Annotated in this window: 16 protein-coding genes; 13 read left to right on the forward strand and 3 right to left on the reverse strand. The window is 63.3% G+C overall.

Annotated features, from left to right (window positions below):
• Positions 1 to 20 precede the first annotated feature (20 nt).
• On the reverse strand, positions 21 to 1,040 hold the full coding sequence (gene tssA, locus JFT66_RS16470; RefSeq protein ID WP_034116441.1) for a type VI secretion system protein TssA: 1,020 nt from the start codon (positions 1,038 to 1,040) through the stop codon (positions 21 to 23).
• A 392-nt stretch (positions 1,041 to 1,432) separates the two neighbouring features.
• Here tssA and tagH point away from each other — a divergent pair, with 392 nt between their 5' ends.
• The 13 genes from tagH (at position 1,433) to JFT66_RS16535 (ending at position 18,937) form a co-directional block, all read left to right on the forward strand.
• The gene (tagH, locus tag JFT66_RS16475; protein WP_034116440.1) at positions 1,433 to 2,770 is read left to right on the forward strand and encodes a type VI secretion system-associated FHA domain protein TagH; all 1,338 of its coding nucleotides are present in this window, start codon (positions 1,433 to 1,435) and stop codon (positions 2,768 to 2,770) included.
• Between the two features lie 57 nt (positions 2,771 to 2,827).
• Positions 2,828 to 3,343 (forward strand): type VI secretion system lipoprotein TssJ, encoded by a 516-nt coding sequence (gene tssJ / locus JFT66_RS16480; RefSeq protein WP_034116439.1) that lies wholly within the window; start codon positions 2,828 to 2,830, stop codon positions 3,341 to 3,343.
• An 18-nt stretch (positions 3,344 to 3,361) separates the two neighbouring features.
• Entirely contained in the window at positions 3,362 to 4,696 is a 1,335-nt protein-coding gene (gene tssK / locus JFT66_RS16485; protein ID WP_034116438.1) for a type VI secretion system baseplate subunit TssK, read from the forward strand.
• Between the two features lie 6 nt (positions 4,697 to 4,702).
• A complete protein-coding gene (locus JFT66_RS16490) occupies positions 4,703 to 5,992 on the forward strand; it encodes a DotU family type VI secretion system protein (protein WP_034116437.1) in 1,290 nt (429 codons plus the stop codon).
• Complete coding sequence (tssM, locus tag JFT66_RS16495) at positions 5,989 to 9,489, forward strand: type VI secretion system membrane subunit TssM (protein ID WP_198859645.1); 3,501 nt, start codon at positions 5,989 to 5,991, stop codon at positions 9,487 to 9,489. Before JFT66_RS16490 ends, tssM begins: the two co-directional genes overlap by 4 nt.
• Positions 9,486 to 10,139, forward strand: coding sequence for a type VI secretion system-associated protein TagF (gene tagF, locus JFT66_RS16500; RefSeq protein ID WP_034116435.1), 654 nt, complete (start codon positions 9,486 to 9,488; stop codon positions 10,137 to 10,139). The genes tssM and tagF overlap by 4 nt, the downstream gene beginning before the upstream one ends.
• On the forward strand, positions 10,140 to 10,859 hold the full coding sequence (locus JFT66_RS16505; protein WP_034116434.1) for a PP2C family protein-serine/threonine phosphatase: 720 nt from the start codon (positions 10,140 to 10,142) through the stop codon (positions 10,857 to 10,859).
• Entirely contained in the window at positions 10,856 to 13,834 is a 2,979-nt protein-coding gene (locus JFT66_RS16510; protein ID WP_198859646.1) for a serine/threonine-protein kinase, read from the forward strand. The genes JFT66_RS16505 and JFT66_RS16510 overlap by 4 nt, the downstream gene beginning before the upstream one ends.
• Complete coding sequence (locus JFT66_RS16515) at positions 13,834 to 14,538, forward strand: ABC transporter ATP-binding protein (protein ID WP_198859647.1); 705 nt, start codon at positions 13,834 to 13,836, stop codon at positions 14,536 to 14,538. The genes JFT66_RS16510 and JFT66_RS16515 overlap by 1 nt, the downstream gene beginning before the upstream one ends.
• A complete protein-coding gene (locus tag JFT66_RS16520) occupies positions 14,538 to 15,722 on the forward strand; it encodes an FtsX-like permease family protein (protein ID WP_198859648.1) in 1,185 nt (394 codons plus the stop codon). The genes JFT66_RS16515 and JFT66_RS16520 overlap by 1 nt, the downstream gene beginning before the upstream one ends.
• The gene (locus tag JFT66_RS16525; protein ID WP_198859649.1) at positions 15,715 to 17,427 is read left to right on the forward strand and encodes a formylglycine-generating enzyme family protein; all 1,713 of its coding nucleotides are present in this window, start codon (positions 15,715 to 15,717) and stop codon (positions 17,425 to 17,427) included. The genes JFT66_RS16520 and JFT66_RS16525 overlap by 8 nt, the downstream gene beginning before the upstream one ends.
• An 84-nt stretch (positions 17,428 to 17,511) precedes the next feature.
• On the forward strand, positions 17,512 to 18,438 hold the full coding sequence (tagQ, locus tag JFT66_RS16530) for a type VI secretion system-associated lipoprotein TagQ (protein WP_198859650.1): 927 nt from the start codon (positions 17,512 to 17,514) through the stop codon (positions 18,436 to 18,438).
• A gap of 124 nt (positions 18,439 to 18,562) precedes the next feature.
• On the forward strand, positions 18,563 to 18,937 hold the full coding sequence (locus JFT66_RS16535; protein ID WP_032803751.1) for a hypothetical protein: 375 nt from the start codon (positions 18,563 to 18,565) through the stop codon (positions 18,935 to 18,937).
• A 132-nt stretch (positions 18,938 to 19,069) separates the two neighbouring features.
• On the opposite strand, the gene JFT66_RS16540 is transcribed toward JFT66_RS16535, so the two are convergent.
• Both JFT66_RS16540 and recG read right to left on the reverse strand, forming a co-directional pair.
• Positions 19,070 to 20,470, reverse strand: coding sequence for an aminoacyl-tRNA deacylase and HDOD domain-containing protein (locus JFT66_RS16540; protein WP_198859651.1), 1,401 nt, complete (start codon positions 20,468 to 20,470; stop codon positions 19,070 to 19,072).
• Between the two features lie 77 nt (positions 20,471 to 20,547).
• A complete protein-coding gene (gene recG, locus JFT66_RS16545) occupies positions 20,548 to 22,623 on the reverse strand; it encodes an ATP-dependent DNA helicase RecG (RefSeq protein ID WP_034116427.1) in 2,076 nt (691 codons plus the stop codon).
• Between the last annotated feature and the right edge of the window lie 2 nt (positions 22,624 to 22,625).

Consider the following 22,625-nt stretch of genomic DNA (forward strand, 5'->3'; position numbering starts at 1 on the left):
TTACTGCACGGTCCGGCGGCTTACTCGCTGTCCGGGCCGCGCAGGTTTTCAAATTGGGACATGCCGTCGGGAATCAGATTGCGCACGATGGCCGCGAAGTCGGCGTGCACCAGATTCTTCGCTCGGTTCAACAACACCGGCAGCGGGCTCGAAGGCTCGTGCCGGGTGTAGTACGCAAGGATCTTGTCGAGGCTGCGCAGCACGTCATCGCGCGTGGCGATGTCGCCCGTCGGGCGCGGGGCTGCGGGTGCGGCGGCGTAATCGACCGAGGGGGCATTGTCTTCACTGACGGCCTCGGGATCGCTGCTGCTGTCGGTGCCTGGCACCGCTTGATTGAGTATTTGCAGGGCCTGCTTGAGCGGCTGCTTCAAGGCGCTGAGGTCCACGCCCTGGGCGGAACCGACCTGGTCATTGACCTGTTGTTCGATGGCTTCGCAGGCTGTACGCGCCGCAATCAGGGCGTCGCGGGTGACTTGCAGGTGTTCGGGGTCGCTGTCGAGGAACGCGGCATTGAGTTGCTGGTTGCCCAGTTGCTCATCGGCGAAACTCTGCAAGCCGCTGGCGTTGAGCGCAGCGCGCAGGCTCACGGGGCCGAAGGTGCGCGAGCGCGTGAGAATGCTTTCGCGCAGCAGACGAATGTTCGTGTCGCAGGTCAAGCCGGTGAGGGCGTTGATGCGCACGGTAGGGTCGTTATCGTCGTCGGCATCCAGGCGTGGGTGCAGGTCAGCCCAGTATTCGCGCAGCAGGGCGTTGATCAGCGTAAGGACTTCGGCCAGCCCGGCCACACCCTGGAGGGCGAGGGAGCTTTGCAGCAGAAAATGGGTGATGCGCAGGTCTTTGCTACGCTGCAACAAGTCGAGGCTTTGCTGCTGGATGCTGCGCCATTCCGGCGGTTCAGCGGGCAGGATCGAATCGCCCATGCTGCGCTCGGGTTGGCCCTTGGCGTCACGTTCCAATTGCAGAAATTGCGCGTCATATTCCATGTCTTCGCCACAGGGCGAAGTCGCGGAAACGGCGGTGAGCAGCAACGGCACATCCACTGTATTTGATCTCCTTATCAGCCCGCTGGAGGGCGGGCAATGCATGCATTAGTTGCGCGAACAACTTTGCATGTTTTCTTGAGCATATAGGCAGAGTGCCACTACCGTGCCATCAATGATGTTCAAGAAGTTGTGCATTTTTGGTGTAGTAGTTATGCGTTGTCAAGGTAAGCTATTCGCCCTCTGTGACAGATGTGTGGTGTTTAACAACCTGCGCGACTGATGGGTCGAACAGCGTCCCAACAAAGGATTTTTGTCATGGAAGCCAGTTAAGATCAGCGATCATGCTGGTAAAAACAGATTTTGATGGTCGTTCGCACGACCTTGCGGGGATATCCAGGGACGCGTTGCCTTTGGATCCACCGCGCGCGATGTATCAGCAAGGAGGCAAGATGTCGCTGTGTTTGACTATCACTAGTTATCACAAGATTACCCCTGGGCAATGCCCCGAAAAGTCCATGGATCAGGGCGTGATGGCTATTGGCCGCAGTTCGGACAATGACTGGGTATTGCCTGACCCTGAGCGTCTCGTCTCCTCCCAACATTGCGTTATTCAATACAAAGATGGCCGTTATTACTTAACCGATAACAGTACAAACGGGGTGGAGCTGGTTAATGCCGGTATCCGTTTGCGCAGGGGTAACAGCGAGCCGTTGCAAGATGGCGAGTTGATCCGCATCGGCGATTATGAAATCCAGGCACGTATCGACTTCAACGTGCAGGCCGTCGACAGCCAGCCGTTTGCCGGTGATTCGCCGAACAGTTTTGAAGCGCTGATGGGCGCCGTGGCGAGCACGCCCGCGCCAACGCCGATGATCGCGCCGCAGTTCCATGGGGCCTCGTCGATGGAGACTCTGCCGGACCTGTTCGACTTCCTCAGCCCCACCGCCGTGCCGCCGCCTACCGTGGCGGACCATGTGCCGAGCGAACAACACGATTTCCGCCCGCCGGCCCCGGTTACTGTACCTGTACCCGCGCCTGAAAAACCGCAGGTGCAAGGTTCGGTTATTCCCGAAGACTGGGACCCGTTTGGCGACGCACCCGCGCCGGTCGCCAATCATGCTGTTCCCGCGCCCGCACCGATTATCCCGTCACCACCAGTGGTCGAGCCTGTTGCGCTCCCCGTGGCCGACGCCGAGCCACAACCCGATCTCTTGCAAGCCTTCCTGCGTGGCGCCGGCCTCGATCAGCTACGCCTGGACAAGGCAGACGCCTGCGCCCAGATGGAAAGCATCGGCCGCAGCTACCGATTGATGGTCGAGGGCCTGATCGACGTATTACGTGCCCGGGCCAGCCTCAAGGGCGAGTTCCGCATGCAGCAGACGATGATCCGACCCGCCGAAAACAATCCGTTGAAATTTGCCCCGAATGCCGACGAAGCGTTACTGCTGTTGCTTCGCCATGGCAACCAGGCGTTTATGGCGCCGGACATCGCCGTGCGTGACAGTTTCGATGACCTGCGCGCCCACCAGTTGGCGGTCATGGCCGGCGTGGAAGCGGCGATCAAGCACTTGCTCATGCGCTTTGAGCCGGCGCAGTTGGAAGAGCGCATGGGCAAGCCCGGTGGTCTCTCAAGTATTTTCAACGGCTCGCGCCAGGCCCAGTACTGGCAGCAGTTCACCGAGCTTTACAGCAATATTTCCCGCGAGGCCCAGGAGGATTTCCAGGACCTGTTCGGCCGCGAATTCAGCCGGGCCTACGAAGAACACAGCGCACGACAGCGACGCTAAACACGCGTTGCACTAATGGATAAAACGGATAGCTAAGTACGTCATTGAGGACGCAGGATGATTCCCAGGTTTTTACTCGCAGCCGCTACCGCGCTGCTGCTGACGGCGTGTGCCAACGACGCCGTCAAACCCCAAGCGGCGGCTGAAGCCGAGGCCAGCACCAACACCGCTGTCGTCGAGTTGCACTTTCACGCGATTGCCGGGCTTAACCCCGGCGCCAATGGCCAGGCTGCGCCGGTACGGGTGCGTATTTTCGAGCTGAAAAACGCCGCCACCTTTGCGCGCTCCGATTATTTTGCCCTGGCTGACCGGGCGCAATCGACCCTCGGCCTTGACCTGCTGGACCAGGATGAAGTGATGATCCAACCCGGCCAGCAACTGAGCATCCAGCGCGACCTCAACCCGGCCACGCGTCAGATCGGCTTGCTGGTGGGCTATCGCGAGTTGGACCGTGCGCAATGGCGCACCGTCATCAACGTGCCGCCGCGCCAAGCCAGCGAACACCAGATCAGCCTCGATGTGCGTGCCGTGCGCGCCGACGTCGTGGTTGCCCCATCCAGCCCAGCCCAATAACAAGCAATCGGAGCCCCCATGTCCTGGAACAATCGCGTGGTCTGGTCGGAAGGCATGTTCATCGGAACGCAGCACTTCCAGCAGCATGACCGTTACCTGGAAAACCTGATCGACGCCCGCAGCCGTCCGTTGTCGGCCGGCGCCTGGGGCTTTTCCGAGTTGCTGATCGACCAGGGCCTGCTGGCCCAGGGCAAGCTGGCGATTGTGTCGGCCCGGGGCCTGTTGCCTGACGGCACACCGTTCAATATCCCCCAGGATGACCTGGCGCCGAGCCCGTTGAATATCGACGACAGCCTGCGCGACGGCCTGGTGTACCTGGCCCTGCCGCTCAAGCGCGCCGGCGCCCGTGACACGGTCGACGAGGGCGAAGCCCTGGAGGCGGCGCGTTATGTGAGCCAGGTGCGCGAAGTGCGCGACGACAACGCGCCATTCGAAAACCGTGCGCCAGTGGCCGTGGGTTCGCGAGCGCTGCGCCTGCTGACAGCGCAGGACGGCATCAGCGACTACGCCGCTATCGGCCTGGTACGCATCAAGGAAAAACGCGCCGACCGTGCGCTGGTCCTCGATGACACGTATATCCCGCCGGTGCTGGACGTGGCCGCGAGCAAACCATTGACGGCCTTTCGCAGTGAGTTGCTCGGCTTGTTGCACCAGCGTGGCGAAGCCCTGGCCGGTCGCGTGGTGGCTTCGGGCGCTGGCGGCGCTTCGGAGATTGCCGACTTCATGCTGTTGCAACTGGTCAATCGCGCCCAGCCGCTGATCCAGCATTTCAGCCAGTTGAGCCCACTGCACCCGGAGCGCTTCTTCAGTGAGCTGGTGAGCCTGGCCGGTGAATTTTCCACCTTTTCGACTTCAGGCCGGCGCCCCCAGGAATACCCGCAATACCAACATGACGACCTGGCCCTGAGCTTCATTCCCGTGATGGCTGCCCTGCGTGAAGCGTTGTCGATGCTGATCGACAGCAAGGCCACGCCGATCCCGATTGTAGAGAAAGCCTACGGCATCCACGTGGCCATGCTGGCCGACAAAACCCTGCTCGACAGCGCCAGTTTCATCCTCGTGGTGCGTGCCGATGTGCCCGGCGAAACCCTGCGTGCGCGCTTCGGCCAGCAGAGCAAGGTCGGCTCAGTGGAGCACATCCGCGACATGGTCAACCTGCAACTGCCGGGCATTGGCCTGCTGCCGTTGCCGGTGGCGCCGCGCCAACTGCCGTACCACGCGGGCAGCACCTATTACGAGCTGGATCGGGGCAGCGAGCACTGGCAGCAGTTGAGCAATTCCGGCGGTTTTGCCTTCCACATCGCCGGGCAGTTCCCGGGCTTGAACCTGGCCTTCTGGGCGATCCGAGGATAATCCGCGATGCATCCCAATGACGATGACCGCACCCAGTTCATGCCGCGCCCGGGTGGCCGTGCGCCGGAACCTGCACGCGCAGAGCCGACGCCGCTGTCGATGCCGGCTGCGCCGATCCTCACCGGCAAAAGCCACGGCCTGAACCCGCTGGAAAGCGCCGCCGGCCCTTTACTGGCGTTGCTGACGCGGCTGCGCAACACCATCGCCCACCCGGCACCGGCCAGCCTGCGTGCGCAGTTGTTGGCCTATCTGCGCCAGTTCGAAGAACGCGCCGAAGCGGCCGGTGTGGCGCGCAACGAAGTGCTGCTGGCCCGTTACGCGCTGTGCACCGCCCTGGATGAAGCGGTGTTGAGCACGCCGTGGGGTAGCACCAGTGACTGGGGTAAACAAAGCCTGCTGATCACCGTGCACAACGAAGCCTGGGGCGGTGAAAAGGTTTTCCAGTTGCTCGACCACTGCCTGCAAAGCCCACGGGAGCGCCTGTATCTGCTGGAGCTGCTGTACCTGTGCATGTGCCTGGGTTTTGAAGGCCGCTACCGCGTGATGACTGACGGGCGTAGCCAGTTGGAAGCCTTGCGCGAGCGTACCGCCGCGGCCATTCGCAGTGCCCGTGGTGACCACGAGCGTGAGCTGTCGCCGCACTGGCGTGGCGTGACTGTGGCCCGTGATCGCTTGGCGCAATTCATGCCGCCGTGGATCGCCGTGGCGATTGGCCTGGCGCTGCTGCTGGCGTTGCTGTTCGGCCTACGCATGAAGCTGGCCTCGGACGCCGAGCCGGTGTTCAAGAATATCCATGCCCTGGGCGAGATCCCGGTGCAGGCTATTGACCGTCCGGTGGCGCAACCGAAAGTCATCGAGCGGCCGCGCCTGGCCGGCTTCCTGGCCGAAGACATCAAAGCCGGTCGCGTGGCTGTGGAAGACAAGGTTGACCGCTCGGTGGTGACCATTCGTGGCGATGAACTGTTCGCTTCCGCCAGTTCCAGCATCGTCGATGACTACCAGCCGCTGATGCTGCGCATCGCTGACGCCATTCGCAAGGTCAAGGGCCAGGTGCGCGTGACCGGGCACAGCGACAACCGCCCGATTGCCACACTGCGCTTCCCGTCGAACTGGGCGCTGTCCGAAGCCCGTGCCAAGTCGGTGCTGGAGATGCTCGCGGCCAAGACTGGCCAAGGCGATCGTTTCAGCGCCGAAGGCCGCAGCGATACCGAGCCGTTGGCGACCAACAGTACTGCCGAAGGCCGTGCCCGCAATCGTCGGGTTGAAATCACCGTATTGGCGGAGGGCGTCGAGTGAAGGCGTTTTTCAGTTTCATGATTCGCTGGGTGATCCCCGTGCTGGGCTTGATTGCCCTGAGCCTGATTATCTGGTTTGTCGGGCCGTTGCTCGATGTATTGGTACCCGAAGGGCGACGCTGGGCACTGATCGTCCTGGTGTTTGCGCTGTGGCTCGCTTACCGCGTGTTCCGCATCATCCAGGCCCGCCGCCAGGCCGCCGAAGTGATGCGCAGCCTGGCGGCCGAAACCCCGGCCGATCCCAACAGTGTTGCCACCGCCGAAGAGTTGTCGACCCTGCGCCAGCGCATGGACGAAGCCCTGACGCTGCTGAAAAAAGCCAAGCTGGGCGGCGATGAGCGGCGCAACCTCTACGAACTGCCGTGGTACGTGATCATCGGCCCACCGGGTTCGGGCAAGACCACGGCATTGGTCAATTCCGGGCTGCATTTCCCGCTGGCGGCGCAGTTGGGCGCCGGTGCGGTGCGAGGTGTCGGTGGTACGCGCAATTGCGACTGGTGGTTTACCGATCAAGCGGTGTTGCTCGACACCGCTGGCCGCTACACCACCCAGGACAGCAACTCCACGGTGGATAAAGCTGCGTGGCTGGGCTTTCTCGACCTGCTGAAAAAGCAGCGTTCGCGTCGCCCCATCGATGGCGCGTTTATCGCCATCAGCCTCTCGGATTTGCTGCTCGGCACAGACGCCGAACGCGCGGCCCATGCCGCCGCGATTCGCCTGCGGATCCAGGAGCTGTACACCCAACTGGGCGTGCGTTTCCCTATCTACCTGATGCTCACCAAGCTCGACCTGGTGCCGGGCTTCATGGAGTTCTTCGACAACCTGAGCAAGGAAGAACGCGCCCAGGTGTGGGGCATGACCTTCGCCCTGGACGACGGCAAGCACAGCGAAAGCCCGCTGGCGCATCTGCAAAGCGAATTCGCCGGGCTGGAACAGCGCCTCAACGAGCGCTTGGTGGAGCGCCTGCAACAGGAACGCGACCCGGCGCGGCGCGACCTCATCTACGGCTTCCCACAGCAGTTCGGCGCATTGAAGGACTGCCTGCAAAGCTTCCTCGAAGGCGTATTCAAACCCAATGCCTTTGAAGAACGCGTGTTGTTGCGCGGCGTGTATTTCACCAGCGGCACCCAGGAAGGCAGCCCGATTGACCGCCTGATCGGCGCCATGGCCCAGAGCATGAACCTGGACCGCCAGCACTTGGCGCGCCAGAGCGGCACCGGGCGCAGTTACTTCATCGAGAAACTCTTCACCGCCGTGGCCTTTGCCGAGCGTGGCTTGGTGGGGGTGAACCCGAAAGTCGAACGGCGCCGCAAGTGGATCGCCCGTGGCGTACTGGCTGCCACCGTCGCGTTGGTGGTGGTGGTCAGCAGCTTGTGGTGGGTGAGTTATCGCGCCAACCAGGCCTATATCGCCCAGGTCGATCAGAAGGTCGCGCCCCTGGGCCAGACTGTGCAGAACCTGAGCCCGGCCCAGCGCGAAGTGCTCGCCGTGCTGCCGTTGCTCAACGCGGTGAAGAACCTCGCGGGGGATTCACCCAGCTGGTCCGAAGGATTGGGGCTGTATCAAGGCGATATGCTCGAAGCCGAGTCTGCCAGCGTCTACCGCAAGCTGTTGATCGCCGTCTTCGCGCCACGCCTGGTGACGCGCATCGAAGAACAACTGCACGGTGGCGGTAACTCCGACTTCCTCTACGAGGGTCTCAAGGCTTACCTGATGCTCGCCGACAGCGAGCATTACGACCCGGACTTTATCAAGGCCTGGATCGCCCTGGACTGGGACCGCAACCTGCCCCGTGACCTGCCGGCCGACCAACGCCAGGCACTGGCCGGGCACTTGCAGGCGCTGTTCGAGCGGCACCCGCCGAGCGCCCGCCTGGACCCACGCCTGATCGATGACTTGCGTCGTCAGTTGCAGCAACTGCCGGTGGCCCAGCGCGTGTATGACCGGGTCAAACGCCAGAAGCTGCCCGAGGGCGTCCCGGACTTTCGCCTCAACGAAGCCGCTGGCCGTGACGCCGCGCTGGTGTTCAGCCGCAAAAGCGGCAAGCCATTGGGCGAGCCATTAAGTGGTTTCTTCACCGCCAAGGGCTATCGCCAGGCGTTCCTGCTGAGCAGCCTGAACCAGACCGGCACGCTGGCTGAAGAGCAATGGGTGCTGGGCCACGAACAGGCCGATCAGCAGAATGTGGTGAGCCTGGCTGCGGATGTGCGCCGTCTGTATTTCCAGGATTATCAGCGCCAGTGGGATGCGCTGCTCGCCGATATCGACTTCGTGCCGATTACCAGTGTGGCCCAGGCCGCTGATGTACTGCGGGTGATCTCCGGCCCGACCTCGCCCTTGAAGAAGTTGCTGGTGGCGGTCGCCAAGGAAACCGATCTGCAAGCCGAAGAGCGCCAATTGGCCGCCAAAGGTGTGCCGGTGGAAGGCGGCGTTGACAAGCTCAAGGAGCGCCTGGGAAGCTTGCTCGGCGAGCAGCAACCGACGGCGAATGCCCCGGTGGCGGCGGATGATCCAGTGACCGCGCACTTTGCCGAACTCAACAGCATCGTCAGTAAAAACGAAGGCGAACCGGCGGCCATCGACGGCCTGCTGTCGGACATGAATGCGCTGTATGTGCAGGTCAGTGCCATGGTCGGCGCCAGCGGCGATGCGCTGCTAGGTGAGGCCAAGAACCAGGCGTCGGCTGCGGCCACGCGGGTTAGCCTGAATGCCGAGCGCCAGCCGCCGCTGGTGCAAGGCATGGTCAAGTCGGTGGTCAACTCCACCACCAACAGCATGATGGGTGGGGTGCGTAACCAACTGAATGCGGCCTGGGTCAGTGAAGTGGTCAACGTGTATCGCCAGTCGTTGGCCGGTCGTTACCCGATGTCGCCGGGCAGTGCGCGGGACGCGACCCTGGATGACTTTGGCCAGTTCTTCGGTGTGGGCGGGGTGATGGACAACTACTTCCGCAAATACCTGCAGCCCTATGTAGACACGTCGGCACAGACTTGGCGCTGGCAGCCGGGCGCGGCGCAGAAGCTTGGGATTGCCCCGGGCGTGCTGCAAACCTTCCAGCGTGCAGCGACGATTCGGGATGCGTTCTTTAGATCCGGTGGCACCCAGCCCATTGTGCGTTTCGAGCTCAAGCCGGTGTCGATGGACCCGACCATCACTCAGTTCCTGCTCGACCTCGACGGCCAGCAATTGAGCTACGACCACGGCCCGAGCCGCCCGGTGGCGATGCAATGGCCGAACCCCGGCAGCATTGGCGTGGTGCGTATTTCCATCATGCCGCCGTCGGCCAGTGGTCGCTCCGGTATCACTTTGGATGGCCCGTGGGCCTGGTTCCGCCTGCTGGAGCAATCGGATCTCACCGCCGGCAACTCGCCGGACCGCTTCAACCTGCGCCTGCGGGTCGACGGTGCCAGCATCGCCTACGAGTTGCGCGCCAACAGTGCCTTCAACCCGTTCAAGAGCCGTGTGCTCAGCGGCTTCAGCCTGCCGGAGCGGCTATGACGACCCTGGGCTTCTACGGCAAGTTGGCCAGCCGCGGCGACTTTGTCAGCCGCGCCTTGCCCCAGAGCTTTATCGGCCCGTGGGACAGCTGGCTGGCGGCGGGTTTGCTCGCCAGCCAGAACAGCCTGGGCGGTGACTGGCTCAACGTGTACCTGGTCAGCCCGTTGTGGCGCTTTGTACTGGCGCCGGGCGTATGCGGGCCAGACGCGGCGGCGGGTGTGGTGATGCCGAGCATTGACCGGGTCGGTCGGTATTTTCCGTTGGCGGTGGTCAGCTTGCTGGATCACGACACCAATCCCGCCTCCTTGGTGGGCGGGCCGGACACTTGGTTCGAGCAGGCCGAAGAGCTATTGCTCAGCACCCTGGATACCGGCGCCACCTTCGAAAGCTTCAACGCAGGCCTCGACAACCTGGGTTTGCCAGCGACTGAGCCGCGTGCGGTGGACAGCCGTTTCGCCGGCCTGCAACGCGTATCCGCCACCGTGCCCCATCAGCGTATGACCGCACTGGCCGAACAGGCTTGCGAGGGCGCGAGTTTGTGGTGGGGCCGGGGTTCGCAGCGTATTTCCCCTGGTTTATTACGGTGTCAGGGTTTGCCTGCCGCCGACGATTTTGCGCAGTTTTTGCTCGGACAAGAAGGTGTGGTGTAGATGGGGGCGACGTACAAATCCGCGAGCAAAAGCCATGTGGGCATGGTTCGCCAGGTCAATGAAGACGCCTGCCTGGACCTGCCGGAAAACCGCCTGTGGGTGGTGGCCGATGGCATGGGCGGGCACGCGGCGGGGGACTATGTCAGCAGCTTGATCGTCGACAGCCTGCGCAACGTGCCGCTGGGCCGCTCCCTCGACGAATACTCGGCGGCGCTGCGTAACGACCTGCTGCGCGTCAACGCGGCCGTACGCGAAGAAACCGCCCACCGTGGCGTGACCATGATGGGCAGCACCGTGGTGGTATTCGCCGCACGCGGCTTGCGCGGTGTGTGCCTGTGGGCCGGTGACAGTCGCTTGTATCGCCTGCGCGACGGTGTATTGGACAGCATTTCCCGCGACCATAGCTACGTGCAAGACCTGCAAGACAGCGGCCTGCTCAGTGAAGCGGATGCCCGCACACACCCGCGCGCCAATATCGTCACCCGCGCTGTTGGCGTGGAAGCCCAGCTGGAAGTTGCGTCGGTGGATCTATTGATCGCACCCGGCGACAGCTACCTGTTGTGCAGCGATGGCCTGAACAAGACCGTCGAAGACCATGAAATCCGTGAAGTGCTCAGCCATGACGCGCCGGATGAAATCGTGCGCAGCCTCGTGCACCTGGGGCTCAATCGCGGTGCACCGGACAATATCACCACCCTCGTCGTGAAGGTCTCGTCATGAACATTGTCATCCCGGGTTATGACATCGAAGGCGAGATTGGCGAAGGCGCCATGGCCAGCGTGTACCTGGCGACCCAGCGCTCGCTGGAGCGCAAGGTGGCATTGAAAGTGATGGCGGCGGCGCTGGCGGCCGACCCGACATTCTGCGAACGCTTCCTGCGCGAGGGCAAGACCCTGGCGCGCTTGTCGCACCCGCACACGGTGACCATCCATGACATCGGCAACGTCGGTGAGCTGTATTACATGGCCATGGAATACCTGCCCAATGGCACGCTCAAGGAACGTATTGCCGCCGGCCTGACGCCGGAGCAGGGCGTGGCGCTGATCCGCCAGATTGCCTCGGCTCTGGGCTATGCCCATGCCCAAGGGTTGGTGCACCGCGACGTCAAGCCGGCAAACATTCTGTTCCGCGCCGATGGCACGGCGGTGCTCTCGGACTTTGGTATCGCCAAGTCGCTGGACGACCGCACCCAATTCACCCAGGCCGGGTTTGCCGTGGGCACGCCGAGCTACATGAGCCCGGAGCAGGCGCGGGGCCAGGAGATCGACGGGCGCGCAGACCTCTACGCGCTAGGTGTGGTGCTGTACGAAATCCTTGTCGGCAAGCTGCCCTATAGCGGCACTGATGCGCTCTCCACTGCGTTGGCGCACCTGACCGAGCCGTTGCCGGAACTGCCGGTGCACCACGGGCGTTATCAGGGCGTGCTGCGCAAGTTGCTGGCCAAGGACCCGGCGGAACGCTTCCCGGATGCGGCGGCGTTGCTGGTGGCGTTGGACCAGCTGCCGAAGGATGAATCGGACGCCACGCTGGTACGACCGCTGCCTATTCCGCTGAGCTTTGACCTGGCGGGCATGACGCCTGTCACCATCGACATCCCGACCGATAAACCGCAGCCGCAGCCGGTAGTGCGACAGCCGGTAGTCACGCCGACGCAGCACAATGCCCCGTCCGAGCAGCGCCGTGGGCCGGTGTTGGCATTGGCCGCTGTGGCGGTCGCGGTGGCCTTGGCCATTGGTGGCGCCAGTTACTGGTGGTTGAGCGGCACCGATGCACCGGCCCAGCCACCGGCTGCCGTAGTGCCGAAGGTGACGCCACCTGTGGGCGTCGCTGAAGTGGACGGCGGCCAGCGACCCTTGCTGATGGCGGGCAAGAAGACCCTGTTCCAGCGCGTACTCAGTAAGCCCGGCGCCAAGCTTTCAACGGACGCGGGCACTGCGCCTGGCAAAGCGCTGCCGGCGTTTTCCGTGCTCTACGTGTACCAGCGCAAGGATGTCGATGGCAGCTCGTGGGTGCGCGTTGGCGCTGCCACCGATGGTCGCAGCGACGGTTGGCTGCCGGCTTCTCAGGTCAGCGACTGGAAACAAAGCCTGGTGCTCAAGTTCACCGAGCGCTCGGGTCGGGCGCCGGTGATGTTCCTGCGCCAATCGGCCGAAGTGGAAAAGTTGCTGGCCGATCCCGCCGCCGCGAAAAGCGTGTTGGCCAAGGCGCAGAACAACCGTGAGGACAACCAGCAAGTGCTGGCCCTGGAGCCGACTGCCAGCGCAGTGCCGCAGAACCAGTTCTACCTGCTGCCAATCTTCGATTCCAAAGAGAGCTTCGACGAAAACGGCCAACCGGTGCAGTTGCTCAACATCGCCTCCATCGACCCGGGCAGCAGCGCGGTGGCCAAACCAGCCACGCCGGTGATCAGCGCCAACGCCGACGCTTTCCGCACTGCCGTGGTGCTAGTGGTCGACACCACTGTGTCGATGCAGCCCTATATCGACCAAGTGCGCGATGTGGTCCACGAACTGCAAACCCGAATTGCCGAACGCGGCGAGCTGGACAGTGTCAGCTTCGGCCTGGTGGGTTTTCGCAGCAGCATCAAGAAAACCCCGGGCCTGGAGTACGTCGCCAAGACCCTGATCAGCCTCGACCAAGGTCGTGACCCGCAACGCTTTCTCGATATGGCGCGCCAGGTCAAAGCCTCCACGGTGTCCAGCCACTCTTTCAACGAAGACGCATTTGCCGGGGTGATGCAGGCGGTGGATGGCATGGATTGGTCTGGCTACGGTGGCCGCATCATCTTGCTGGTCACCGACGCGGGCGCGCTGCGCAAGAACGACCCGTTTGCCGCCACCCAGATGAACGAAGCCGAAGTGCGCCAGGCCGCGCTGGGCAAGCAGATCAAGATCTACGCACTGCACCTGCGCACCGACGCCGGCAAGAAAACCCATGCCGGTGCCGAGAGCCAATACCGCATCCTCACCGCCGACGCCAACCCGCAGATCGGCGACCTGTACACGCCGGTGCCGGGTGGTGATGTACGCAAGCTGGGCGAGCGCGTCGATGAGATCGGCACGGTGTTCGCCAACCTGGTGCATCAGGTGCGCAGTAACACGCCGCAACCGGTGCCGCTGCTCAGTTCGGCGCCCAGCCTGGCGGACAAATCCGCAGCGGTCGGCTATGCGATGCACATGGACTTCCTCGGGCGCAAAAGCGCCAGCCAGGCACCGCAATTGGTCAGCGCCTGGACCGCCGACCGCGACCTCACCAACCCGGCGCTGCCGGCGTTTCAGGTGTGCGTGATGCTGACCAAGCTGCAACTCAACGACTTGCAGCAGTCGCTGAAGTTGATTGTGGATGCGGCGCGCAAGACCCAAAGCTCACCCAAGGATTTCTTCCAGGAAATCGCCAGCGCCTCGGCCTATATGAGCCGTGACCCGCAAGCCCTGCGCAAGGGCGGCAACCTGGCCGACGGCGGCTTGCTCGGCGAATACCTGGAGGGCCTGCCGTACCGCAGCAAGTCGCTGAACATGACCCAGGATTTGTGGCTGTCGTTGAGCGTGGCCGAGCAGGAGGACTTTATCGACGAGCTGGATTCGAAAATCCGCCTGTATGAAACCTTCCATAACGACGTGGCCAACTGGGTCCGTTTCGGCGATGCCGAACCGGGCGATGCGTTGTATCGCGTGCCACTGTCGACGTTGCCGTAATGCTGAGCCTGAACGCGGTGCACAAGAGCCGGGGCGTCGGTAGCCAGCGCTATAGCCTGGTGATTCCGGCGTTGCAGCTGGGCGCAGGTGAGCAACTGGCGATTGTCGGCCCCAGCGGTTGCGGCAAAAGCACCTTGCTGGATGTGCTGGCCCTGGTATTGGCGCCCGATCAAGTCGAGCAGTTTGACTTCAACCAGCAGGACATCGGCGCGCTGTGGCGTGCCGACCGGCAGTCCGCCCTGGCCGCGCTGCGCAGCCGGCACCTGGGCTATGTGCCGCAAACCGGTGGCTTGCTGGGGTTCCTTGATGTGCGCGGCAATATCGCCCTGTCCCGGCAACTGCTGGGTTTGCAGGACGACGGCCGCGTGGCGCGCCTGGCCGAGCAGTTGCAGATCAGCGATCAGTTGGCCAAGCGCCCGGCCGCGTTGTCGGTGGGCCAGCGCCAGCGTGTGAGCTGTGCCCGCGCCTTGGCCCATGCACCGCAACTGGTACTGGCGGATGAGCCGACCGCATCCCTCGACCCGTTCAACGCCGAGCGGGTGATGCAGGCGCTGCTGACTCAGGCCCGCGAACACCGTGCGGCCTGTGTGATCGCCACCCATGACGAACCCCTGGCCCGCGCCAGTGGCTTGCAGGTACGGCGCATCAGTTGCCGGCGCGACCCTGACGGCGGCGTCACCGCGACCCTCGGGGAGGTGTGCTGATGCGCATCGGCCTGATTACATCGCTCGCCTGGCAGGATTACCGCAACGACGGATGGTTGTCGGCCTGTTCGGTGCTGGCGCTGGTATCGGTTATCGCGCCGTTGCTGGTGTTATTTGGCCTGAAGTTTGGACTGGTTAGCAGTTTGACCGAACGCTTGGAGACCGACCCCTCCACCCGTGAAATTATCCCGTTGGGCGGTGGTCGATTCAGCGCGGCGTTTATCGAGCAACTGGGTCAGCGCAGCGATGTGGCGTTTGCCTTGCCGCGTACACGCCAGATTGCCGCGACGGCCCAGGTGGGCGCGTTGACCGTGGAAATGCTGCCGACCGCAGCGGGTGATCCGTTGTTGGCAGGTTTGCCGATGCCACGGGGCCTGGACCAGATCGTGCTGAGCCATACCGCCGCCGAGAAGCTTGCGGCAAGGCCCGGTGACTGGCTGGAAACCCGCTTTGCGCGGCAAGTGGCCGGGCAGGTCGAAGCCCAGCGCACGCGGTTGCAGGTGCTGGCGGTGTTGCCGTTGGCAGCCTTCGCCCGTGACGGCTTGTTTGCCGACCTTGGCCTGTTGGAAGCCGCGGAAGATTACCGCGATGGCCGCGCAGTACCGGTGTTGGGCTGGGCGGGGGGTGAGGTCGGTAGCAGCGAACAGCGGGTGTACCCGGCGTTTCGCTTGTATGCGCGCAACCTCACCGATGTAGAGCCGCTGCGGGTGTTTTTTGCCGGGCAGAATCTGCTGGTGTCGACCCAGGCGAACACCATCGCCCAGGTGCAGTCGTTGAGCCGCAACCTGTCGATTGTGTTCTGGATCATCGCCGGGTTGGCCCTGGCAGGGGCGTTTGCGGCGATCTTCGCCGCAACCCTGGCGGCGGTGGCGCGCAAGCGCCGGGAATTGTCGGTGTTGCGCCTGCTGGGGTTTTCCACCGGCGCGCTGTTGCTGTTTGTGCTGCTGCAGGCGCTGTTCAGCGCGGGCTTTGCCGCCGTGCTCAGTGGTGGGCTGTATGGCCTGGCCGAGGCAGCTGTGAATAAGTTATTCATGCAGGTGCCGGGTGAATACGCCAGCCACCTGTTGGCGCGTCACTACGGCCTGGCCCTGGTGGCTGTGCTCGGCGTCAGCATTGTGGCGGCGGCCGGTGGCGGTTGGCGGGTGGCGCGAATCCAGGCTTCTGAAGGAATCAGAGATGTATAAGTTATTGGGCGCCTGTGTGGCGCTGAGCCTGGCCTCGCTGGCCTGGGCCGATGAGGCAAGCGACAAGCTCGACAACCCCAAGCCGTTGCCGGACGACGTCAGCCTGCCGCTGCCCTGCGACGGCAACATGGTGTTCCGCTACGCCTATGTGCTGGCCCAAGGCACGTTGGATGACCGCGAAATCAGCCTTGGCTACCCCTTTGCCGAAGGCGAAGCCGGTTACCAGCAATCGTTTATTTCCGGTTACCGCCGCGATTTCATCAACGGCCAGTTCACCCTCAAGGACTTGCCCAAAGACTGGAATAAAGTCATCGCGCCGCTGATGCCGAAGACCGACGCCAAGACTCCGCTCAAGCCCATGCTGTACTTCATCGGCAAGTACGAAGTGACTGCCCGCCAATACGCCCAGGTGATGGCCCAGGCGCAGTCCCTGGCCAGCGGTGAACCGGCACCGGCCTGCGACGCGCCTTCCGGCATGGCCGGGCGTTTGCCTAAAGTGAAACTGTCACGCTTTGAAGCCGAGCGTTTTTCGGCGGTGTACAGCGCCTGGCTGATGAAATACCACCGCGAGTTGCTGCCGGTGAGCGGGCGCGGCTCGTCGGCCGAAGACGGTGGCCTGGGCTTTGTGCGCCTACCCACTGAAGTGGAGTGGGAGTACGCCGCACGCGGTGGCCAGGCGGTGAGTCGCCAGGACCTGGAAGGCCGTCTGTACCCGCGCCGCACCGAGGGCAGTGAAAGCGATGGCCCGCTGGCCGATTACGCGGTGTTCAACCAGGTGGCCGGCGGCACCGGCCAGGCGGCGCGGCTGATGCCTATCGGCACCAAGTTGCCCAACCCCATCGGCCTGTTCGACGTGATCGGCAACGCGGCGGAAATGGTCCAGGAATCCTTCCAACTGGTCCACGCCGGCCGGCGCCAGGGCACCTACGGCGGCTTTGTGGTCAAGGGCGGCAACTACCTGGAAGGCGAGGGCACGCTGTTCACCGGCATGCGCCGCGAATACCCGCTGTTTGCTGCCGATGGCACCGAGCAAAGCAACGAGACCACCGGCTTTCGCGTGGCGATTGGCGCGTTGTCGGCGCCGCGCTCGCGCTACAAGGAGTTGTTCGCCCAGTGGCAGAAGGAAGGCCGCCTGTCCTCACTGACCGACGCCATCGACGACGCCCAGGACCCGACCAAGCGCCTGGACAGCATCATCGCCGCCAGCGTCGACCCCAAGCTTCAAGCCGAGCTGGGCCTGGTCAACGAAGAGCTCAAGCGCAACGTTTCGCTGATCGCCCAGCAGCGCGAAGAAGCGGCGGGCAACCTGATCCAGTCGGCGGCGTTGGTGGCCGAGACCATCAGCAACTACAACATCCGCCTGGCCAACCTGCAGAAGAGTCGCCAGCAGGCCGTGGACAGCAAGGACGAAGCCAGCGCGCAGTTGTTCGCCACCGCCATTACCAATGGGCGCAGCGCCCTTGATGGCGCGGTGGCGATCTATATCGACAACCTGGCCACTGGCACGCGCTACACCGATGCGGTGATCCAGGCGCAGTTTCAACGGATCAAGGAAGAGTTGGATCGCAAGCCAGTGCTCGGCAAGAGCCTGGTGACGCGCGCGACACTGTTCGTTCGTCATGTCGGCAACTACCGCAAGCAACAGCGGGCCGACCCGGCAACGATCTTGAAGGAATTGCTCGCAGCGAGCGGTCAGCGGTCTTGATCGTTGGCTGTCTAGCGAGCTTGGAAGGGACTCAGGCGGCGGTGGGCCGTGCTGGGCAAGTCAAACTTAACAGAGATCACACCTATGCTTTTTTCCCGTAAGGCGGTTTCCAAGCGTCACCTGCTGCTGATCGCAGCCGGTTTCAGCACCGTGTTGACTGGCTGCGCCACGTCGCCTGCGTCCAAGGTCGCGTCGAGCACCAAGGTCGAGTACTACCCCAACTGCTACGAGCCGGTACAGCACCTGCGTGCCACCGATTCGAACATGACCAAGTCGGTGGTGACCGGTGCCGCCATCGGTGCGGCCGGCGGCGCGTTGCTGGGCGCCCTGACCGGCGACAAGGAAAACCGTGGCCGTAATGCCGCCATCGGTGCGGCGGGTGGCGCCCTGGCCGGCGGCGCGACGGGTTACTACACCGAACGTCAGAAGCAGATCGCCGATGACAACCAGCGCATCGCCTCCTATGCCGCTGACGTGAACAAAAGCGCCTCCGACATCGACCGCAGCACTGCCTACGCCAAGGCGTCGCAACAGTGCTACCAGAGCGCGTTCACCAAGCTGGTGGCTGATCGCAAGGCCAAGACCGTCAACGACACCGAAGGCCGCAAGCGCCTGGCGGAAATCGTTTCGGGCCTGAAGGAGTCCAATGACTTGATCGTTGCGGTCAACGGCAAAGCCAGCGAAGACCTGAACAACTACACCCAGGCCTACGAAAAAGACCTGCAACAAGTCGGCGTGCAGCGTGCCGACGTGGTCACCGTGGCCCAGGCCGATGTGGCTCCTGTTGTGCCTGCGGCCAAGAAGAAAGGCGCGGGCACCAAGCCACCGAAAAAGCTGGTGCTGCCAACCGTGCCGAAAGAAGCGGTCACCACCGAGAAAACCTTCCAGACGGCCCAGGCCAAGCAGGCTGAAAGCAAGCAAGTGGCCAACGCTGGTGATTCGCAGCTCAAGCTCAATTGCACCAACCCCAACCTGGTCGACTGGGCGCCAGTGCCTTGCCCTAACGTCTAAGCACTTGTTGCTATAAGCGTTAAACGCCCGCCGATCTGCGTCTAAAGCGCGAGATCGGTGGCGTTCTGTTTGCAAATCGTTACACTGCTGCGGCCACTCCAATAAATACACCGAGGCCGTGTGCATGAAATTTCGTCTTCTCCTGTGGGTGCTTGGCCTGATGATGGGCAAAGCCAGCCGCACCAACCCCGCCTTCCAGCAGCAACTGGGTGACAAAGACCTGGCGTTCCAGCTGCAGACCCTCGACGGCAAAGTCGCCCGTCACTTCATTGTCAAAGACCAGCGCATTACCAGCCGTTCAGGTGTCCATCCTGAGCCTGCCTTTGCGATTGCCTTCAAGGATGCCGCCTACGGCTTCGCCACGATGCAGGCGAAGAACAAGCAACTGGCGTTCATGACGGGCATCCAGGACAAGTCGATCCAGATCAAGGGCAACCCGGCGCTGGTGATCTGGTTCCAGGGGTTGACCAAGTATTTGAAACCGAAGAAAAAGAAGTAGGGTTTTTCAGGTAGACCGCGGTGAGTTCTTCGCGAGCAAGCCCGCTCCCACATTCGACCATATTCCAAAGTTGGAACTCGGACTAATGTGGGAGCGGGCTTGCTCGCGAATGCGGTGTGACAGGCGGCCGATTTACCCTTGGCTGAACTGGGACGCCAGCTCGCGCAACAAGACCTCGGCGTCCAGCACTTTGCCGACGACTTCCTCAGCCTTGTCACGGCTCAACCCCAGCCGCTCAAGGAGTACGTCGGGAATCGCCTCATCCGGTCCGGAACCGATCCCGCGGCTGCGCAGCAAGCCTACCGCCAGGCACACCAGGTTCGGGTACTCGGCATATTGCCCGTCATAGGTCGGGTCGTGCTGGAAACGCAGGGCAGTGGACAGTTCGTCCGGCATGTCCCAGTAGCGCATCAGCCAGGCACCGATCTGCTCGCGGCTGATACCCAGCAAGTGCTGTTCGACGTAGCTGTGGCACAGGTGTGGGTTGACCTCCAGGTGCCGGCAGATCAGCGAGAAGTGCGGCGGGAATACGTGGGCCAGCAGCAGGTAACCGAAGTTGTGCAGCAGGCCGGCCAAATAGGTCAGTCCGGCTTCCGGACGCTGGGCGCGGGGCATGGCGCGGGTCAGGCCTTCGATCACGGCAGCGGTGTAGATCGACTGGTGCCAGTACGGCGTGGACTGATGCGGGCGGTCCTTGGGCAGGCTCAGGGTTTTGCCCAATGCCAGGCCCAGCGCGAGATTGATCACCAGATCAAAGCCCAGTACACGCACGATTGCGTCTTCCACTGAGCGGATCTTGCCCGGCGAGGCGTAGTAGGGCGACGCGGCCCAGCTCACCACCTGAGCGGCGAGGGCGGGGTCGGTTTCCACCACGCCGGTGATGTCATCGATGGTGGCGTTGGGGTCGACGCGTAGCTTGATGATCTTCTGCGCCGTGTCGGCCAGCGGCGGAATCTCGATGGTCGCTTCCAGGCGTTGCTGGATACGGCGAGCGGTGAACGCCTGCATCGCCTGGGTGATTTCCTCGCGGTCATCATTGGGGCGGTCGAGGTTCGGGCGGATATTGCTCAGCGGTTCGCCGAACTGCGCGGCGCTGGCCTTGGTGAGCATGCTCTTGAAGGCGTCGCTGGACATTTCCAGCAACAGCCCGGCTTCGCCCGAATGCACCAGCAGGCTCGGCTCATTGAGCAGGCTGCCTTCATACAGGCACGGCGAACTGGTGAGTGGCGGCAGGCCCGGCAGCAGGCTCAGGTCATGCTTGCCGAGCATGCGTTCGATGCGCTCAGGGGCTACGGCCGTGAGGCGGCGACCCGTGAGTTCGGCGAGGCGGTTGAGGTCGAGCAACTGGCTTTGGGGGAACAGCACCATGAGTGCGCCAACCGCATCCTCAAGCAACACCGCCTGGACCTTTCGCGCAGGGTTCAGGCCAGGTTGTTCGGTGACTTCCGTGTAGGGGATGGCGAGCTTGGCGAGCAGCGCCCGAATGACCGGCGGGGCGGTCAGTGGGGCTGTGGCGAGGGCGACTTCTGACATGGCCTGATCCAATTTCTTACATTCATTGGAGTATAACCAGCTTGATACAGGTGTTGGTCGGATAAGTGCGTCAGGCGTCACACTTGGCCGTATTGCTGCCCGTGCCGCAGCCAGCGGTCGAGCAAGGGGCTGACGTGATCGGGCCAGCGTTCGAGCAGGGCCTGGGCTGCGTCGCGTACCGCAGGCAACAGGTCGGCGTCACGCATCAAGTCGGCGACCTTGAATTGCAACAGCCCGGTCTGGCGCGTGCCGAGCATTTCGCCTGGGCCGCGCAGCTCAAGGTCTTTTTCGGCGATGACAAAACCGTCGTTGGTTTCGCGCATGATGCCCAGGCGCTGGCGACCGATCTGCGACAACGGCGGGTGATACAGCAGCACGCAGTGGCTGGCGGCACTGCCCCGGCCGACCCGGCCACGCAGTTGGTGCAGTTGCGCCAGGCCCAGGCGCTCGGGGTTTTCGATGATCATCAGGCTGGCGTTGGGCACGTCTACGCCGACTTCGATCACCGTGGTAGCCACCAGCAATTGCAGGTTGCCGGCCTTGAACTCGGCCATCACCGCGGCTTTCTCCGCCGGTTTCATGCGGCCATGGATCAGCCCGACCTTGAGCTCGCCCAGGGCACTGGTGAGGTCTTCATACGTGGTTTCGGCCGCCTGGCAGGTCAGCTCTTCGGACTCTTCGATCAAGGTGCACACCCAGTACGCCTGACGGCCTTCGGCACAGGCGCCGCGCACGCGCTCGATCACTTCGACGCGCCGGGTGTCGGTGACCAGCACGGTGTTGACCGGCGTACGCCCGGGCGGCAGTTCGTCGAGGATCGAGGTGTCGAGGTCGGCGTAGGCGCTCATGGCCAGGGTGCGTGGGATGGGCGTGGCGGTCATGATCAGCTGGTGCGGATTCATGCGCCCGCCCACGCCTTTCTGGCGCAGGGCCAGGCGCTGTTGTACGCCGAAGCGGTGCTGTTCGTCGATGATCACCAGGGCGAGGTTCTTGAACTGCACTTCGTCCTGGAACAGCGCATGGGTGCCCACCACCATTGGTGCGCCTGCGGCGATCTGCTCCAGGGCGCTTGCACGGGTCTTGCCCTTGAGTTTGCCCGCCAGCCACGCCACTTCCAGGCCCAATGGCTCGAGCCAGCGCTTGAAGGTGATGAAATGTTGTTCGGCGAGGATTTCCGTCGGCGCCATCAGCGCCACCTGGTAACCAGCCTCCAGTGCTTGCAAGGCGGCAAGGGCGGCGACCACGGTCTTGCCTGCACCCACGTCGCCCTGGATCAGCCGTAGCATCGGCTCTTGCTGGCTAAGGTCGTAGGCGATTTCATTGCCCACCCGTTGCTGGGCACCCGTCGGCGCAAAGCCGAGGTTGGCCAGGTATTGCGCGGGCAGCCGTGTGGCCTTGGGCATGGCCGGGGCGCGCAGGGAGCGCATGCTCTCACGCAGGCGTTGCTGCGACAGTTGGTGAGTCAGCAGTTCTTCGAAGGCCAGGCGATGCTGGGCCCAGTGATGGCCGAGGGCGAGCTCGTCCACGTCGGCATCGGCGGGCGGGTGATGCAGGTAGCGAATCGCATCGGCCAGGGGCGCCAGTTGATAGTCGCGAGCCAGTTCCAGGGGCAGCCAATCGGGCAGGCTTTGCGGGCCGAGCATGGTCAGGGTCTGCATGCACAACTGGCGCAGGCGTTGCTGGGTCAGGCCCTCGGTCAGCGGGTAGATCGGTGTGAGGGTGGTGTCTACCGGTGGTGGTTCGTCGCCGGTAATGGCGCGGTATTCCGGGTGGTAGATTTCCAGGCCCGATGCGCCAGGGCGCGCCTCGCCGTAGCAGCGCACGCGGGTGCCACGCTTGAGGCCTTCTTTCTGCGCGTTGCTGAAATGGTAGAAGCGCAGGCTCAAGCCGCCGGTGCCATCCTGCAGGCGCACCACCAGGCTGCGGCGCTTGCCCATCACCACGTCAGCGCCGCTGACGGTGCCTTCGATCACGGCGTCCTGCCCAGGACGCAAGTGGCCGATGGGCACCACGCGGGTGCGGTCCTGATAGCGCAGGGGCAGGTGGAACAGCACGTCCTGTAGGTTTTCCAGGCCGACCTTGGCCAGCTTTTCGGCCATGGCTTCACCGACACCCTTGAGTGCCGTCACCGACACCTGCGACAGTTCAGTCATAG

It is taken from the genome of Pseudomonas sp. MF6755, assembly GCF_016405635.1.
In the GTDB taxonomy this organism is placed as follows: Bacteria; Pseudomonadota; Gammaproteobacteria; order Pseudomonadales; family Pseudomonadaceae; genus Aquipseudomonas; species Aquipseudomonas haemolytica.

Bases quoted from the DNA above. Each gene is read 5' to 3' on its own strand.
- tagH (WP_034116440.1), top strand. From the start codon at position 1,433: ATGTCGCTGTGTTTGACTATCACTAGTTATCACAAGATTACCCCTGGG.
- tssJ (WP_034116439.1), top strand. From the start codon at position 2,828: ATGATTCCCAGGTTTTTACTCGCAGCCGCTACCGCGCTGCTGCTGACG.
- tssK (WP_034116438.1), top strand. From the start codon at position 3,362: ATGTCCTGGAACAATCGCGTGGTCTGGTCGGAAGGCATGTTCATCGGA.
- JFT66_RS16490 (WP_034116437.1), top strand. From the start codon at position 4,703: ATGCATCCCAATGACGATGACCGCACCCAGTTCATGCCGCGCCCGGGT.
- tagF (WP_034116435.1), top strand. From the start codon at position 9,486: ATGACGACCCTGGGCTTCTACGGCAAGTTGGCCAGCCGCGGCGACTTT.
- JFT66_RS16505 (WP_034116434.1), top strand. From the start codon at position 10,140: ATGGGGGCGACGTACAAATCCGCGAGCAAAAGCCATGTGGGCATGGTT.
- JFT66_RS16510 (WP_198859646.1), top strand. From the start codon at position 10,856: ATGAACATTGTCATCCCGGGTTATGACATCGAAGGCGAGATTGGCGAA.
- JFT66_RS16515 (WP_198859647.1), top strand. From the start codon at position 13,834: ATGCTGAGCCTGAACGCGGTGCACAAGAGCCGGGGCGTCGGTAGCCAG.
- JFT66_RS16520 (WP_198859648.1), top strand. From the start codon at position 14,538: ATGCGCATCGGCCTGATTACATCGCTCGCCTGGCAGGATTACCGCAAC.
- JFT66_RS16525 (WP_198859649.1), top strand. From the start codon at position 15,715: ATGTATAAGTTATTGGGCGCCTGTGTGGCGCTGAGCCTGGCCTCGCTG.
- tagQ (WP_198859650.1), top strand. From the start codon at position 17,512: ATGCTTTTTTCCCGTAAGGCGGTTTCCAAGCGTCACCTGCTGCTGATC.
- JFT66_RS16535 (WP_032803751.1), top strand. From the start codon at position 18,563: ATGAAATTTCGTCTTCTCCTGTGGGTGCTTGGCCTGATGATGGGCAAA.
- JFT66_RS16540 (WP_198859651.1), bottom strand. From the start codon at position 20,470: ATGTCAGAAGTCGCCCTCGCCACAGCCCCACTGACCGCCCCGCCGGTC.
- recG (WP_034116427.1), bottom strand. From the start codon at position 22,623: ATGACTGAACTGTCGCAGGTGTCGGTGACGGCACTCAAGGGTGTCGGT.